Below are 15,141 nucleotides of genomic sequence, written 5' to 3'. Positions count from 1 at the left end.
GACGAATAAAGAAAGACGTTTCCCTGTCATTTCTCCTTTCGTCTCCAGCAAGCAATTCAATACATCTCTGTGTTAGGGTACATACGTTTCCAGTACCGTCATATCACCATCGGGCACCAGCGTAACTGTATCGACCGAGGCCGGAATGAGGGCACACTGGCCCATCTTCAAAGGTACCGAATAGCCTCCCGGCGCTTCGATGGTAAGTGCCCCGGCTACACAGATCAGGATGACAAAGCAGTCGATGTGCGTGTAATCATGCTCGACTTCTTGGTTAAAGTTCAGGACGTTCGTTACGAAATAATCGCTCGTAACGGCATTCACACTCTCATTTACTTTGGTCTCGTACTGCGTTTTGTACTCATCGAAATGATGATAATTGATCGCATCAACGGCCAGATCCGTGTGGAGTTCCCGCTTTTGCCCGGTTGTGGCATCAACCCGGTCGAAGTCATAAATGCGGTAGGTAGTGTCGGATGTCTGCTGGATTTCGGCCAGCAACAAACCCTTGCCAATGTAATGAACGCGACCGGCAGGCAGGAAAAAAACATCGCCCGGTTTTGCCGTTTCGATGTTGAGCAAGTCCTGAATGGTGTTGTCGGCTACGGCTTTAACGTACTCGTCTTTGGTAACTTCCCGATTAAAACCTGAGTTAAGCTTTGCGCCTTCGTCGGCCTGCATAATGTACCACATCTCGGTTTTACCAAACCCACTTTTACGTTCAGCAGCCAGTTTATCGTCGGGGTGTACCTGAATCGAGAGGTCATCATTGGCGTCGATAAATTTGACCAGCAGCGGAAACCGGTTACCATAGGTGGCATATACATGCTCTCCAACCAGTTCGCCTTTATAGTGTTCAACCAGTTCGTGCAGGGATTTCCCTTTCAGTGCCCCCTCTTGTACTACAGACACATTTCCCTCAACGTCGGATACTTCCCAGGTTTCGCCACAGTTAGATAAAGGCGAAAAATCTTTTCCCAGAATGGTGTTGATTTTCTGGCCTCCCCAGATCTTGTCTTTGAAAATGGTTTCGAATGTAAGCGGATACAGCATATTGATTTGTAAATATTGACAAGGATGAGTGGCTGGCATACAGCCATTTTAGTAACTGTCGGTTTTCGACAATTGTTGATTACCCGGCTGCCGAAGCGTTGTAAACACCTACCCCGGCTGTATGTACCGGCCCACTAGCGTTCGCGTTAAACAACCATATCCAGTTAGTGTCATCAGTCCAGTCAGTGGCCATAAATGTGTTGGCCATAAACGGAGTGAAGGCGCTGTCTTTAACGGACTCCAGGCAAGTCGGCAATGAGCGGACAGATGTACGCCAACCTTTTTTAGTGCGTAACCTACTGATATACTTTGAAGTGATATTGTAAATAACCTCGTGCATAAAAAACAACTCATATCATTAATTATACTATTTGATAGTACAATATGCATTTTTATTAAAACAAGATACTTGTACCGAAAACCTAGTTTATCTTATGCTGAATTTAAGATACTTCATTAGTAAACAACTTGAAGTTCAATGCATTTTGATTAGAAACTCAGCCTTATTTCTATAAATCACTTAAATCAATTTACTCATTTAAACCGTAGTCGGTACGGTTCTTTCCGCTTGTGTAAGTGCGATGAAAAGTAAACTACAAAAAGTGTGTTATACCCGGCCATATCGTCGTACATCCATTCATTATGTCCCCCCATAAGCCTATCCATTGACAACCGATATACGCTTTTCACTTTTCCAAAGCATACCTTATCTGTTCGGCACCTAAACTCTCCCCGTTTTTCAACAGCCTTGAGCAGCTATTCTGCTTTATAGTCATTGCTCGATCTTGTATGTGAAAATTCCGCTTACCACCGTCTAAACTTGTTAAACTCTTAATGTTCCCTTTATCAAATGAAAAGAAAAACAGTACCTGCAACAACCGTAACCACCACGACTGACTACCACACTAACTGTTCTTTGGACAGCTTCGAAACCCTTTATAGTAACTACGCAAGTAAAATTCATCAAAAATGCCTGATGATGATCAATGACGACGAAACCGCCAAAGATTTCACGCAGGATATTTTCCTTAAAGTATTTACCAAGCTTCACACATTTCAGAACCGGGCCTCTTTCGCAACCTGGATATATGCTATTGCTCACAACTACTGTCTGGATCAAATTCGACTCCGCAAACGATATAGTAAAGAATCGCTGTCAGATGACCTGATGGGTGAACTGCCCGAAAATGACCAACACGAACCGGGTGTTATCCAAATGCAAATTCTGGAAGTTCTCCTGAAAGAGCTACCCGCTCAGGAGGTAACTATGCTGCGACTCAAACACGAGCAGGGATTAAGTGTCAAAGCCATTAGCGAGCAGTACCAATTATCCGAAAGCGCCGTAAAAATGCGACTGAAACGAACGCGGGATAAACTTCAAAGCCTCTGCAACGACTTATACGCTTAACTCCCGATTAACAAGAAATGCCCGCGATATTCCACTGTTGCGGGCATTTTTATGGGTTAAACTACCTGTTCCAGCATATTGATATACCCGTTGACGCCTTCATCCAGCTCTCGCAGATAGATAAATTCATCGGCCGAGTGCGAACGCCCCGAGTGTCCGGGTCCGCATTTGAGGGATGGACAGTCTAACACGGCCTGATCCGATGTAGTTGGTGAGCCATATGTATGTCGACCCAAGGCCAGACCAGCCAGGATAATTGGATGATTATCAGGAATTGACGACGGTTTGAGCCGAATTGACCGAGGCTTTACATCAGCCTGTACGTTTGCCCGAATTGTTTCGATCACTTCTTCGAGGGTATACTGTTCGGTAACGCGTACATCTACAGTAAATGTGCAGGTATCGGGAACAACGTTATGCTGTGTACCCGCATTGATAATCGTTACGGATAGCTTTATGGGACCCAGTGTTGGCGAAACCTTGGGAAATTGATAGGTTGTGAGCCAGTTTATATCCTGAATAGCTTTATAAATCGCATTATCTCCTTCATCCCGGGCAGCATGCCCACTGCTACCCTTGGCCGTACAATCAAGTACCAGCAAGCCTTTTTCGGCAATGGCCAGTTGCATTTCGGTTGGCTCGCCAACGATGGCAAAACTGATAGGAAGCAATTCGGGCAGTAACAGCTCCAGTCCGTCCCGGCCCGAAATCTCTTCTTCGGCGGTGGCGGCCATCACCATATTGAATTTCATGGCCGGGCGATCGTAAAAGTAGACGAAGGTCGCCAGCAGAGAAACCAAACAGCCACCAGCATCATTACTACCCAGACCGAATAACTTCTCATCACGTTCCAGTGGCTCGAACGGGTCGAGTGTCCAGGATTTGTTCGGCTTTACCGTGTCGTGGTGTGAATTCAGCAGAATCGTTGGTTTGGCAGCATCGAAGTGCAGATTCTGTGCCCAGACGTTATTCTTAAGCCGCTGACAGGGGATTTGCTTATCTCGAAAAAACGCTTCGATTTCAGCCGCCGTATTCATTTCCTCCCGGCTGAACGACGGCGTCGCTATCAGACGTTTAAGCAAGGAACGAGCGTCATTGATAAGCGTTACTTTCTGGTTTGATATGTCGGGTTGAGTCATAAGAGAAGCATTGACCGCTCAAATATAAGGCCAACGAACCGAAGTTTCTCTGGTTCCGGTTTCGTCGAATACTGTAAATCCGGGATTAGAGGGTCAGTTGGCATGAACCGCCTAGGCTTCGTAAAACTTCACCTTTTTTTCCCGCAGGAAGGCCTTGATGACGTCTACATGAACGCATTGGCCAACGTTTAGAAACGGGTAGTTTGATACGCGGCTTTTGCGGCCATTGACCAGTACTTCCTGATCTTCAATGTCGAAGCCAAGGTGCAAATGGCGTGTTGCAGACTGCATCCCATAGATAAGTCCGTTTGTATCGAACAATGGCCCGCCACTCTGCCCCCGGAGGCCGGGTGTACTAAGCTCAATACCCGTTATCAGGCCGCTATCTCCCGTTAACCGGGTTACAATGCCGTCAATCGGGAAACTAGGTGAGGTCAGGCGACCCGTTGTTGTCCACTCGATATCATCGGTGCCCGGGTTATACCGGAAATTATTGAATTCAGGAAACGGATAACCCAACCGGCATAAACTCCGGCCCGGCTTAACGCGACTGGTATCGCCCAGAAAAACAGCATGAGACCGGTATAAAAGCCGATTGTATCCCTCAAAACGCAGCAAAGCCAGATCCTGCGTAGGATGGTGATCAATACTCAGTTTTTGAAACTGATCCACGCAACTGATAAAGTTGTTCCTTACCCGAATGATGGTGTCGGCCGTAAGTTGGAATTTAGCTTCCAGCTGGCTAATTAAGTGAGCAGCATTCTTTTCCCGTAATGCTTCCCGACGTGCTCCCTGAAACTCCCGGTACTTATGGTAAATAGGATCGCTCTGACGGATAAGTTCGGCAACATGCTTACAGGTAATGGCGCATCCTTCCTCATTTATAAAGAAAAGCGTAGCCGTGCCGGGTACAATTTCACTGTGGCCGTATAGCCGAACAATGGAATGCATTGGCTGGGTAAACGGATTAACGCGTTCAATGGCGTCAACAAACATAAAAGGGTGTCAATAAGTGAGCCTGCAAGTTAACGAATCCAGAATCACTTAGCGGCCAAAGGAACGTTGACGACTGCCAATGGCCGATTATTTGACATGACCACAGGATAAACCGGCGGTTATGCTATCCTGTTTATCCTGCGATCCTGTCGAAAAATACCCTTATTTCTTTGGTGTTACTTTCACCTCTGCCGGCACAATGGCACCTCGATCGCCACTATCGGGCGGAGCCTGCTGAGGGGCATTCAGTGCATTGTTGGTTGTATCCCCCTGACGACCAAACACCGAACTGTCGCTGGCAGCCGTGGTATCGGTCATGGTAGTTTCGGTACTGTTTTCTGCGGCATTCTCATTCTTCTTCCCGGAACAATTCCAGACAGTCAGGCTGGACCCGACGAGACAGGCCGCCAATAACCAGGACCGAAGCGGTCGTATGCGATTATGAATCATGGCTTTCAAACGTTAGCGTAAATTATAGGCACTAAAACCAATAGCCTCTATCTATGGGCGGTGTTTATGTTTGTCTGTCAGATGGTTCTTACCAGCCTGGCTTATTTTTTAGTAGCAGACGAATCGCGAATGCCAAGGGGTCCGGGGGCCGTTGAATCGCTTACCTGCCCATGAGCATCCTGAATGTTTCTTTTCGTAGCTGCCGATGTGTCCTCAACGGCATTGGGTTCAGCGCGGGCCGTGGAGTCGGTACTGATACCGTCAGTACCATTCTGATTCTCACTGCATTTCTGAATGAGTAACGCCATGACCAGCACGGCAATGGCAATCATAGCCCAGCGCAGCCAACGCACATTTTCATGCCGTCGGTCGCCTTCAGGGCTTTTGGGGATATTCGGATTAACAGCGGTTCCGCTAAAATTATCTGTCCCCTGAACTTCAGTTTGCGGACCGGTTGGTGTTACCAGTTCATCAAATTCCAACAAGCTCGATACGCCGTCCAAGCCCGATGGAACGGCCTTCCTGAACTCGGTTGCCTGACCGAGTAAAAGCGTTTTCAAACTCTCCGCGGTCAATCCTTTCTCCTGTTCCTGGCGTCCCAGAACCCCCATCAGTACCGAACCAGCCAACCCAAGAATAGTCATGACCGACTCGGGCTTTGTACCACTATGCACGCCAATCAACTCCGTAGAACGAACAAGTTTGTCGCCAAAAATATGGTCCAGAAACTCCGCATCAGCGTTGGTGGCCTCAGTTAAAGCTTGGGGCGTGCCCATAACCTGACTTACATCCAGCGGTGTTTTACCATAATCTCCTTTATCCAGAAAATTAACGATCAATGTTGATCCACCTGACTTCTGTACTCGGCGAGTCAATGCTCCCAGTAACGTTGGCAGAACGCCATTAACAGCTTTCAGCGTAGTAGCCGGCGATTCATTCAGGGTAGCACTTAATTTATCAATTACACCTGGTGTAAACTGTTCTTTAAGATAAGATAATAGATGAACGGCCATGACATTTCGTTGAGTTGAGATACATAAAACCGGTCATCTGGCCGAATGTTCTATTTTAAGTTGCTAAGTGAGTAACCAGGCCCCTAAGTAAAAAAGTCGGTAAGTGACCGACGCGAAAGCAATACGCCCGCGTCGGTCACTTACCGACTTTTTTACTTGTTAACTTCTATTTATAACTGAGGTATCCGGAGCACCTGATCCGGATAAATCAGATCGGGGTCTTTCAGCATTGGCTTGTTTGCTTCAAAGATGACGCCGTATTTCATTGGGTCACCATAGACTTCTTTCGCGATTTTGGACAGTGAGTCTCCTGATTTCACGGTATAAAATTTACCTTCGGGCGTAGGCTGATCGACAGACAGTTGATTATCAACGGCCGATACCCCTTCAACGTTACCAACCGCCAGTGCGATTTTTTCGGCGTCCTCCTGCGATTTTACAGAGCCAGTTATGGTAACCGTATCCCCTTTTGTCTTAACGGTCAGGCTATTGTATGCCAGGCCTAACTGCTTCACATGGTCAAGTAACGCCTGAGCACGTACCGGCTCAACAGTTTCAGCTTGCGCCGGGGCTGGTGCGACCTGATCCTTATGAAAGATTTTTTCACCCACCCCTTTAAAGAATGATAATATACCCATTGGTTTAGTAAATTTTAATTGAACATTTGTTTACAGCCAGCAATTACGCCAACTCATACCTGACAAACAACGGCCATGGTCTAATGTTTGTTTAAAAGCATATACTTAACGAAAAGGCATTTAGTAATTAACACCCATCGGGTACGCATAAAGGCTCTACTTTTGCGTTCTTTTTCTGCAAGTTTTTTCACATTTCCACAATCAACACGCGTATACGAATGCTAGTTAAAAATAGGTTTCGGTGGGGTCTAACGCTAACCGTTCTGGTCGGTTTAAGTGCCTGCACGAACAATGACATTGATCCAACAGGAGGTGTTGTCACTACGCCCACGAAAGGGAGTGCCGACTTTACAAAATATGTGGCGGTAGGCAATTCCCTCACAGCTGGCTATGCCGATGGCGGTCTTTACCGCGAAAGTCAGCTCAACTCTTACCCAAACATCCTGGCGGGCCAGTTTGCTCTGGTAGGTGGCGGTAGTTTTGTGCAGCCGCTATTTACAGAAGCCCAGGCTGCCGGATCAGGTTACCTGAAACTGATAAAAGTACCGTCATTAACCGACCCATCCAGCCTGATTTCTTCCATCGGTCAGGTGGCTCCCGGCGCGTCACGGGGTGGACTCACCTCCGGTGGGGCTCCCTTGTTAACCAAGTTTACCGATGCCAACCAGAATTTGGGCGTTCCGGGCATTCGTATAGCGGACATACTGACTCCCGGTTATGGCTCTACCCAGGGAAACCAGTACTTTGAGCGGTTAGTCACGAATCCACTCACCACCTATTTCCAGTACATGAGCGATAACCTGAATGGGGCTACATTCTTTTCGTGCTGGCTAGGCAACAACGATGCACTAGGCTATGCTACTTCGGGTGGAGAGACGCCTTTAACCCCAACAGCTTTGTTCACAACGAACTTTACGGCAGCCATGAACAAACTGACCGAAGGTGGTCGCAAGGGTGTTGTCATGGGCATTCCAACAATTACCACGGCTCCTTATTTTACAACCCTGCCCCTACCGCTGGTGCTGGCGCAGTTAAATCTGCTACTAAGGCCAGCAACGCCCATTACTTCGCTATTTATCCAGACGGCCAATGGTATTCGCAACACCCAGACGGGCGATTTGCTCATGCTGTCGAATGCCCTCGACTACGCAAACATTGGCAGTACATCGGTAGGAACCAAAGTGGGCCCTTATGGCCTTAGCAGCACTAATCCATTGCCGAACCGTATCGTTTTAGATACCAGCGAGGTAACCGCATTGAATGCAGCCATTGCCACCTATAACGGCATTATGAAGGCTCAGGCTGATGCTAAAGGCATTGCCTATGTTGACCCCAACACAATCCTGAACCAGGTTGGATCTGGCAATGGCCTGATTCAGAACGGCATTACCTACACGTCCGCTTTTATTCAGGGAGGGGTATTCAGCCTCGACGGTATCCACCTTACGCCCGCCGGATACGCCCTGATCGCTAATGAAATTATTAAAGGAATCAATGCAAAATACGGCTCAACTATTCCGGCGGTCAACCCTGCCAGCTATCGCCGTGTATTACTGCAACAATAATTACGTATTCATGCAACTAAAACAACTTTCAATAGCGGCTCTGCTGCTGGCAAGTGTATCGACCTCCTTCGCCCAAGTCAAACCGTTTGAATTTGGTATCAAAGGAGGAGGTACATTCACACATGGCTTCACCAAAGTACCCGCTCAAACGATCGGCAACGTTCAGGTACCTGATTTAGAAAACAAGAATAACGGGATTGGTTATGGCTATTCAGGCGGATTGTGGGCCAGAAAGAACTTCAACAGCTTTTTCATCCAGGCAGAAGTTACCTATAATCGTTTCGTGCTGAAGCAGAAAACGAACGTTACACTCGATGTAAACGCCAATGCGACGCTGGCGAATGCACTGCCCATAAGTGTTCAGCCGGGTTTATTGAACGCTACCCTTAATGCAACGTCAGAATCGATTCTGGAAGCCGTCGACGTACCCATTTTATTTGGAAAGCGCTGGATGGGCGGTAAGTTACGTGGCTATGCCGGCCCGAACTTCATCTTTGTGCAAAAAGCGCAGCTTGACCGAACTACGACGGGCGTTATCAACGCCAACTCCTCGGTGAGCTTCCCGCAAACGGATATTCCGGCAACAAGTGCGAGTACGAACCTGCTCAATAAATACGAAGCCTTGAACCTGGAAGTAAAAGATTTTACCTACGCGCTGGAATTAGGCGTCGGTTATACCCCCCTTCCATTTCTGGATGTTGATGTTCGTTATGCTGCTCCTGTAGGTGGTGTGTACAAAGACTCGAATATAACGGGTTTCCTGGGTATAGCAACCGTATCACTCGGTTTTCGCGTGTTCTAATTTCGTCCTGATGGTTATTGGTTAAAAGTCAATCTCTGACTGGCTAGTGCCTGGATTTTCTCTACAAAATTACATCCAACAGGTGGCTGTGCCAAAGCCCTGGCTAGTAGTTAAATTGATTCGTGAGTTGCGCAACGCCCGGCCAAATTTGGCCGGGCGTTGGTATTTGAACGGGGTTAGCTATTTTCCTGTAGTGGACCAATGAGGTAAGTCATCGGCAATTTTATTAAAAACATTGTAGGACGCTCCAATTGTCCTCAAATCATTAAATACATTCACTGTTACTAATGATCCATTCCGCTTCTCGATTTTTTTACCGACAAATTCAGAAATTGTCATATCAACTGCATTCCCTGAAATATGATTAGACATCAGGGCAGGCGGAGTCGTATTGGTTGCTATACCGTAAGCAGTAACCATTTCTTTGGCTGCTTTTATTGAGTCCGCCATGTTTCCATGAAACCATTCAATATTTACGTCATTCATTAAAGGGACGTTTCTTGGATCTTGCCGTGAACGTGCTATTAAAAAACTAAAGTGCATAAGATACGCTCTTTGAGGAGGGCGTAAGGTTGCAGAGACCTTTACAGTGGCCCCAGCCGTTTTTAAGGCACTTATAAATGCCTTTATATTCTCTCGAAAAGGAGGAGAAAGAGTCTCTAAACTCTTCGATGTTGGAAACATTGCAACCCAAACTCTCCCGCTTAAAAGCTTGGGCGCCACAGCAGTAAGGCCATTAGCGGAAACTTCGGTATTCATGTTTTTAACGGTTAGATGATTAAACGCTCAACTGTTCTTAAACTAGTCCGGCCGTTGGCCACTACGTCGACAAGGTCAAATTCCATCATCTCGGCGGTGTCGATAACAGCACCGCCTGCGAACACACCGTAGACATACAAATCAACGTAGTGAAGCCGTTGGACTGCACTTTCACCAGCCACTATACGCCGTTGAACGTCGGGTGAATAAAAACACATCCTCGTCCATTAGTTGGTGGAAAGACAGATACTTAGCTTTTATGCGCAGCCTAACCTCGCAGTAGCGGCCAAGCTTGTTTAATGGCTGTCCCACGGCCAGTAGCATGTAGTGATCAGATCCCAACATGCCGCCCCATCAGCCCCTCAGCGGGTCGTTGGCAGCAAGGTACTTATCAGGCAGGGCCATGCCCTGAACAATCAGTTGTTTGTGGAGTTTGGTTCGCTCGGACACCCGCCCCTGATGGAGCAGCCAGCGTTGTGCTTTCTTCAGCACTAAAATGAATATTAACTGTAATTATCTTAAAAAGAGAAAACTAAAAAAAGGGTCTTTTTACGGGTTTTTATAATCGTAATTAAATCTTGTCAGCGGACTTTTATTACCTATTGATTTGTGAGCTAGTTTGTTGAGAATTTCGGAATGCACCGCTAAATCTTTTGGCTCCTAATTGACCGTTCTACTTTAGGGATAACCTATTGATCCCGTTAATATTCTAAAAATTTATTCATAACCAATTTGGCCCCCAACTATCTGCCTAATGACTCTGAAACTTCTAATCCTGCCCTTGTACATACTTGATACTTGACCGGTTTAGCGTATGCTCTATGCTTGGGGTAGACGAAGGCTCACAAAAGCTCCTCAAAGTGACAAGGAGGAGAGGTGGTCGGGCAGCTACATTAATTGAAACATTTTACAACACAGCAGATGAGTTGACTCGCCATTGACAACCACACTGTTTGCCTTGGTTCACTATAACTTACCGAGCAGTCTTCTCCGGGGTAAACAGGTTCAAATTCCACTCCGAATGCCAGTGAAGCTCCATCTTACCCGCCGGGGTAATGGTAATAGGCAGGAAAACATACTGCGAGTCAGCATGACCGCCCCCGTTCCAACGGTCGCCCATGTAGAGGTAAGCGTTTTTATAGCCCGGAATCTTAAAAATATAACAGGGCTGAGAATTAAACGAGTTGTTTCCCACATCCCCAATAAACGGGTTGCCCTGGCTGGTGTATGGTCCCATAATGCTGGAAGCCGTGTAATAGGTAGCCGGATTAGGGGTCCAGCCGCTGCATCCGCTGGTGAGCAGGTAGTAAACACCTTTTTGCTTGAGAATACCCGGTCCTTCGCAGTGGGCTTCAATATCGGTATCCTGGGCCGTGGTGCTCAGGTAATCGTCCGACAATTCGACCATCCGAATCGTGCGGTTAACATGATCAGCGGCATAGCCAAGATAAGCTTTTTGAGTGTCGGGGTCAATATATAACCCAATATCCCGTGATTCATGGCCATTAGGACGGGCATGGTGCTGGACCACAAAGGGTCCGGTGGGTTTATCGCTGATGGCGACGCCTAGTTCAGCCACCGTATAGCGGCTACCATCGTAATGAAACCACATCACGTACCGATGGCGGGTAGCATCGTAGATGACTTTTGGTCGTTCAAAGACTTCAATCGTTCCTTTCTTGAGGACGACGCCTTCATTTTTCCAGTTATAGAGATCTTTCGATGAGTAACAAGCGGCTCCCCGTGGCTCTCCCCGATGTTCACCGTACCAGTAAAACGTTTTCAGCGAATCACTGTAAATAATATTGCCCCCGTGACAGTCAATGGGCAGCCCATCATCGGCCAGCCACACGGCACCGGGCTTAAAAGAGGTATACGCTGTGGGCTTCTGAGCCTGAGCCGGTACTCGGATCGCACCAATTCCTAGGCCCATTAGCAAAACGGCGAATCCTAGCCGCTCAATAAAACCAAGACTTCGATTGCTCATTTCAGAGGGGGATATTGCGGTTTTCCACCGTAAACGCTGACAAGCCGGTGGCGCGAGGTGATCTCTAGCGGTAAAGGTAGTCGCTCCAGGTAAAAAATGAAAAAGCCAACAGCGGACCTGTTAACGTTCTACCCCGATGGCGACCAGGGGTTGATCGGCAAACCTTCCGCAAGAAGCATACGCAACGAAATTCGCTTTTCACTCAGCAAGGCTAACCAGTCAGGAATCTCTTCGACGAGGGTTGAGGGTTGTAGTGCAGCCATTACAAATTAATCAATGACATGTGCCCGGTTAGGAGCGCGAGTGATCATCTCAAGCCGCTGTGGTTCTGCCCTGTCCACCATTTTTTGCCTGCCAAGTTAGTGGACCGATAAAAGGACGTTTCGCAAGACGTTAGTGGTCTACGGTCTTCTAACCTCTAGTATACTTTTGAATAAGGACAATAATCGACTAACTTAGTGGACTAAAAACGCATCGTAATTTAATGGCTTGCCAAAGTGCCTTTGCCCCGCCATGAACAGCCTACTACAACCCGATCCACTGCATACGGCCGCTCAACAGCGCACTCTAATCCAGAACCAGGCCTTTCAGGCGGCCGTCAACGGCGAGCCACTGGTCAACGCCTTGAACATACTCGCCCGAATGGTCAAGCTCGAGTTGGGCAACCGGGTACGCACGGCCTTTTATCTGGCCTATCCCGACGGCAAACGCTTGCATGCCATCGAAGGGGCGGGCGACATGCCCCCCACCTACACGGCCCCCCTGAATGGCTTTCCCGTTAGCGAAGACTCGTTTTGCAGCGGCTATGCCATGGCTACCGCACGCCCCGTCCACACCCCAGATGTGTTCAAGGTCCCAACCTGGCAGCCCTTTCTGCATTTGGCCACCGCCCATCAGTTTCGTGCCGCCAGCTCCTACCCGATCCTGAACCGGCAGGGCAAAGCCATCGGTAGTTTGGCCCTCTACTTTCCGGACATCCATCAGGCCACGGCCCAGGAATCGGCCCTGGCCAGGGCTATCACCCAGGCCGCGGCCATCATCCTTTCCCAGGATACCCAAACCCTCGAACATACCCGCGCCCAGAATGCCCTGCGCCAATCGCAGGAAAAATATCGCACCCTGTTCGAAACCATCGACGAAGGCTACGCTTTCTGTCAACTCGTGCGCGACCCGACAGGGCAGGTCACGGATTACCGGATTCTGGAATTGAACCCCGCTTTTGAGCAACAAATCGGCATCCAGCGCGCCGACTGTCTGGGACGTACCGCCCGCGAGGTCTTTCCGGGCTACGACGGTTGGTGGATTGACACCTATGCGCGCGTAGTTGACACCAACCAACCGGTGCATTTTGAGCATCTGCTGGACAACACCGGGCGTTGGTATGCCATTTCGGCCTACTCTCACGGGAGTGACTACTTCGCCGTTCTCTTCGATGACATCACCGAACGCAAACTGCGCGAGGAGCAGCAAGCCTTCCTGCTGCGGTTTTCGGATAGTTTGCGCCTGGAGTCCGAGACGGATGCCCTGGCCAACCGAGCCTTGCAACTACTGGCCGAGCAGCTGCAGCTGGATCGCTGTTGTCTGGCCGTTTACCAACTGGCCGACGATCGAGCCGAGATCACCCACCAAGTGGGAAACGACCGGTTGCCCCCTTTGCCCCAGCACCTTCGTCGGTCGGATTTCCCCGACGCCTTTCCGATGGTCCTGGCGGAGACGCTGGTCATCGACGAGGTGGGCCAAACGAAAGGGCTGACCGAGCTGGATCGGCAGCATCTGGGCGCCTGGGGCTTTTCGGCCTTGGTGGTGGCACCCCTGCGGCCGGGAGCGCACCAGCACGGATGGGTCATCCTCGCCATGTCAGCCCGTCCCCGGGCCTGGACACCGGGTGAGATCCAGTTGATCGAAGAGGTGAGTGAACGCACCTGGTCGGCGGTGGAACGGGCCAAAGCCGAAGCTGCCCTGCGGCTAGCCGACCGACGCAAAGACGAGTTTTTAGCCATGCTCTCCCATGAGTTGCGCAATCCCATGGCTACCCTGCACAACACGTTAGCATTGCTGAAGCTGACTCAGGGACAAGACCAGAGCTTGCCCCTGGAGAAGGCCCTGGCTATTATGAGCCGGGAGTCCGGCCACTTGAATCGAATGGTGGATGACCTTTTGGATGTAAGCCGCATCAGCCAGGGCCTGATTCAACTCCGTAAAACACGTATTGACCTGACGACACTGGTGGGTGATGCCCTGGAGGCATCCATGCCTGAGTTTACGCATCGCCATCAGGTTTTAGTCACCAGCCTTGCCAGTGGCCCTTTCTGGGTGGAGGCTGATGCGACCCGACTCACTCAGGTGGTGCGTAATCTATTGACCAATGCGGCTAAGTACACGCCCAACGGGGGACGGATCGAGGTCCGGTTAGCCCAGGAAAACCGGCAAGCTGTACTGCGGGTACGCGATACAGGCATTGGCCTGGCGGCCGATCAACTGGCGGCCATCTTTGAGGTGTTCGTGCAAGTCAGCACCTCGCTGGCTCGCACTGAGGGCGGACTGGGACTGGGCCTTACAGTGGTCAAACAACTGGTCGAACAACATGGTGGCCGGGTTGCGGTCAAGAGTCCAGGCTTAGGCCAGGGCAGTGAGTTTATCGTCACATTACCCAGCCTGGCTGACAGCCACCTAGCCGAGAATCAAGCTGGACGTTCGGCTACTTCCTGCCCAGCCCCTCAACGCATCCTGGTAGTGGATGACAACGCCGATCTGGCCCTGACGACGGCGATGTGGTTGCGTCATAATCAGTATGAGGTTCAAACCTGCCTCAGCGGTGCCGCAGCGCTAGAGGCCATCGAAGGTTTCGCACCTGGAGCCGTGTTACTGGACTTGAGTATGCCGGACCTGGACGGTTATGAGACATGTCGTCGGTTACGGGGTATGGCCTGGGGTAAGCAGGGGGTGATTGTGGCCTTGTCCGGCTATGGCCAGGAGTCTGATAGAATTCGAACGCAAGCGGCCGGCTTTGATGAGCACCTAGTCAAACCGGTTGATTTAAACCAGCTGGTGGAAGTGCTCACGAAACTACTTAGCCCGATGAAGCAAAGTAACAGTTGAACTCCTTTTTCCTAAACGCCCAGTTGTCTGTGCCTTCTACGAGCCATAAGAGTCTAAATAATAGGCAAGCGCTTTCCGTGACATACGTACTGTTCTAAAAGTCGAGCTCAAAACTTCTTGTCAGTGTGCAAAACAGGTTCAAAGGGAACATACTGAATTTAGCGATTATTTCATAGAGATTGTATCCCCAAAAAATTTGCCCGGAAACTGGACGGTGATTCACCAGTTTTGG

General features: G+C 49.3%; 14 protein-coding genes. 4 read left to right on the top strand and 10 right to left on the bottom strand.

Translation table 11 applies throughout. From position 1 onward, the window contains the following. Positions 1 to 72: 72 nt before the first annotated feature. Positions 73 to 1,053 carry a type I phosphomannose isomerase catalytic subunit gene (locus ACYVJM_RS23540; protein ID WP_461150689.1) on the bottom strand — a complete coding sequence of 327 codons (981 nt, stop codon included), beginning with the start codon at positions 1,051 to 1,053 and terminating at the stop codon, positions 73 to 75. An 850-nt stretch (positions 1,054 to 1,903) separates the two neighbouring features. On the opposite strand from ACYVJM_RS23540, the gene ACYVJM_RS23535 reads away from it, so the two are divergent. Then, the gene (locus tag ACYVJM_RS23535) at positions 1,904 to 2,461 is read left to right on the top strand and encodes an RNA polymerase sigma factor (RefSeq protein ID WP_461150688.1); all 558 of its coding nucleotides are present in this window, start codon (positions 1,904 to 1,906) and stop codon (positions 2,459 to 2,461) included. A gap of 56 nt (positions 2,462 to 2,517) precedes the next feature. Here ACYVJM_RS23535 and ACYVJM_RS23530 read toward each other — a convergent pair whose 3' ends face one another. From ACYVJM_RS23530 to lysM, 5 genes are all read right to left on the bottom strand, one after another. Beyond that, positions 2,518 to 3,600: a M20 family metallo-hydrolase gene (locus tag ACYVJM_RS23530; protein ID WP_461150687.1), complete on the bottom strand. Its 1,083-nt coding sequence runs from the start codon at positions 3,598 to 3,600 to the stop codon at positions 2,518 to 2,520. A gap of 111 nt (positions 3,601 to 3,711) precedes the next feature. Further along, positions 3,712 to 4,596 (bottom strand): S1 family peptidase, encoded by an 885-nt coding sequence (locus ACYVJM_RS23525; RefSeq protein ID WP_461150686.1) that lies wholly within the window; start codon positions 4,594 to 4,596, stop codon positions 3,712 to 3,714. A gap of 162 nt (positions 4,597 to 4,758) precedes the next feature. After that, positions 4,759 to 5,046 carry a hypothetical protein gene (locus ACYVJM_RS23520; protein ID WP_461150685.1) on the bottom strand — a complete coding sequence of 96 codons (288 nt, stop codon included), beginning with the start codon at positions 5,044 to 5,046 and terminating at the stop codon, positions 4,759 to 4,761. Positions 5,047 to 5,147: 101 nt separating this feature from the next. Further along, positions 5,148 to 6,059, bottom strand: a complete 912-nt coding sequence (locus tag ACYVJM_RS23515) for a DUF937 domain-containing protein (protein WP_461150684.1) — start codon at positions 6,057 to 6,059, stop codon at positions 5,148 to 5,150. 170 nt (positions 6,060 to 6,229) lie between these two features. Then, on the bottom strand, positions 6,230 to 6,697 hold the full coding sequence (lysM, locus tag ACYVJM_RS23510) for a peptidoglycan-binding protein LysM (RefSeq protein WP_461150683.1): 468 nt from the start codon (positions 6,695 to 6,697) through the stop codon (positions 6,230 to 6,232). A 218-nt stretch (positions 6,698 to 6,915) separates the two neighbouring features. Here lysM and ACYVJM_RS23505 point away from each other — a divergent pair, with 218 nt between their 5' ends. Both ACYVJM_RS23505 and ACYVJM_RS23500 read left to right on the top strand, forming a co-directional pair. Beyond that, positions 6,916 to 8,262, top strand: coding sequence for an SGNH/GDSL hydrolase family protein (locus tag ACYVJM_RS23505; RefSeq protein WP_461150682.1), 1,347 nt, complete (start codon positions 6,916 to 6,918; stop codon positions 8,260 to 8,262). Between the two features lie 10 nt (positions 8,263 to 8,272). Beyond that, complete coding sequence (locus ACYVJM_RS23500) at positions 8,273 to 9,064, top strand: outer membrane beta-barrel protein (RefSeq protein WP_461150681.1); 792 nt, start codon at positions 8,273 to 8,275, stop codon at positions 9,062 to 9,064. Positions 9,065 to 9,244: 180 nt separating this feature from the next. Here the strand turns inward: ACYVJM_RS23500 and ACYVJM_RS23495 are convergent, their stop codons facing one another. The 4 genes from ACYVJM_RS23495 to ACYVJM_RS23480 all read right to left on the bottom strand — a co-directional run bounded on the left by ACYVJM_RS23495 (position 9,245) and on the right by ACYVJM_RS23480 (position 12,073). Beyond that, complete coding sequence (locus ACYVJM_RS23495; protein WP_461150680.1) at positions 9,245 to 9,823, bottom strand: hypothetical protein; 579 nt, start codon at positions 9,821 to 9,823, stop codon at positions 9,245 to 9,247. Positions 9,824 to 10,177: 354 nt separating this feature from the next. Next, the gene (locus tag ACYVJM_RS23490; protein WP_461150679.1) at positions 10,178 to 10,315 is read right to left on the bottom strand and encodes a hypothetical protein; all 138 of its coding nucleotides are present in this window, start codon (positions 10,313 to 10,315) and stop codon (positions 10,178 to 10,180) included. Positions 10,316 to 10,796: 481 nt separating this feature from the next. Then, positions 10,797 to 11,810, bottom strand: a complete 1,014-nt coding sequence (locus tag ACYVJM_RS23485; protein ID WP_461150678.1) for a glycoside hydrolase family 43 protein — start codon at positions 11,808 to 11,810, stop codon at positions 10,797 to 10,799. 128 nt (positions 11,811 to 11,938) lie between these two features. Beyond that, entirely contained in the window at positions 11,939 to 12,073 is a 135-nt protein-coding gene (locus ACYVJM_RS23480) for a hypothetical protein (protein ID WP_461150677.1), read from the bottom strand. 250 nt (positions 12,074 to 12,323) lie between these two features. Here ACYVJM_RS23480 and ACYVJM_RS23475 point away from each other — a divergent pair, with 250 nt between their 5' ends. Next, positions 12,324 to 14,909 carry a hybrid sensor histidine kinase/response regulator gene (locus tag ACYVJM_RS23475; protein ID WP_461150676.1) on the top strand — a complete coding sequence of 862 codons (2,586 nt, stop codon included), beginning with the start codon at positions 12,324 to 12,326 and terminating at the stop codon, positions 14,907 to 14,909. The last annotated feature ends 232 nt before the right edge of the window (positions 14,910 to 15,141 follow it).

Source organism: Spirosoma pulveris, assembly GCF_054781875.1.
The sequence above is the reverse complement of the archived record's forward strand: the minus strand, read 5'-3'. Positions and strand labels throughout refer to the sequence as shown.

Coding starts and splice junctions, on each gene's coding strand:
- ACYVJM_RS23540 (WP_461150689.1), bottom strand. CDS start 1,053: ATGCTGTATCCGCTTACATTCGAAACCATTTTCAAAGACAAGATCTGG.
- lysM (WP_461150683.1), bottom strand. CDS start 6,697: ATGGGTATATTATCATTCTTTAAAGGGGTGGGTGAAAAAATCTTTCAT.
- ACYVJM_RS23495 (WP_461150680.1), bottom strand. CDS start 9,823: ATGAATACCGAAGTTTCCGCTAATGGCCTTACTGCTGTGGCGCCCAAG.
- ACYVJM_RS23505 (WP_461150682.1), top strand. CDS start 6,916: ATGCTAGTTAAAAATAGGTTTCGGTGGGGTCTAACGCTAACCGTTCTG.
- ACYVJM_RS23535 (WP_461150688.1), top strand. CDS start 1,904: ATGAAAAGAAAAACAGTACCTGCAACAACCGTAACCACCACGACTGAC.
- ACYVJM_RS23530 (WP_461150687.1), bottom strand. CDS start 3,600: ATGACTCAACCCGACATATCAAACCAGAAAGTAACGCTTATCAATGAC.
- ACYVJM_RS23475 (WP_461150676.1), top strand. CDS start 12,324: ATGAACAGCCTACTACAACCCGATCCACTGCATACGGCCGCTCAACAG.
- ACYVJM_RS23520 (WP_461150685.1), bottom strand. CDS start 5,046: ATGATTCATAATCGCATACGACCGCTTCGGTCCTGGTTATTGGCGGCC.
- ACYVJM_RS23485 (WP_461150678.1), bottom strand. CDS start 11,810: ATGAGCAATCGAAGTCTTGGTTTTATTGAGCGGCTAGGATTCGCCGTT.
- ACYVJM_RS23525 (WP_461150686.1), bottom strand. CDS start 4,596: ATGTTTGTTGACGCCATTGAACGCGTTAATCCGTTTACCCAGCCAATG.
- ACYVJM_RS23480 (WP_461150677.1), bottom strand. CDS start 12,073: ATGGCTGCACTACAACCCTCAACCCTCGTCGAAGAGATTCCTGACTGG.
- ACYVJM_RS23500 (WP_461150681.1), top strand. CDS start 8,273: ATGCAACTAAAACAACTTTCAATAGCGGCTCTGCTGCTGGCAAGTGTA.
- ACYVJM_RS23515 (WP_461150684.1), bottom strand. CDS start 6,059: ATGGCCGTTCATCTATTATCTTATCTTAAAGAACAGTTTACACCAGGT.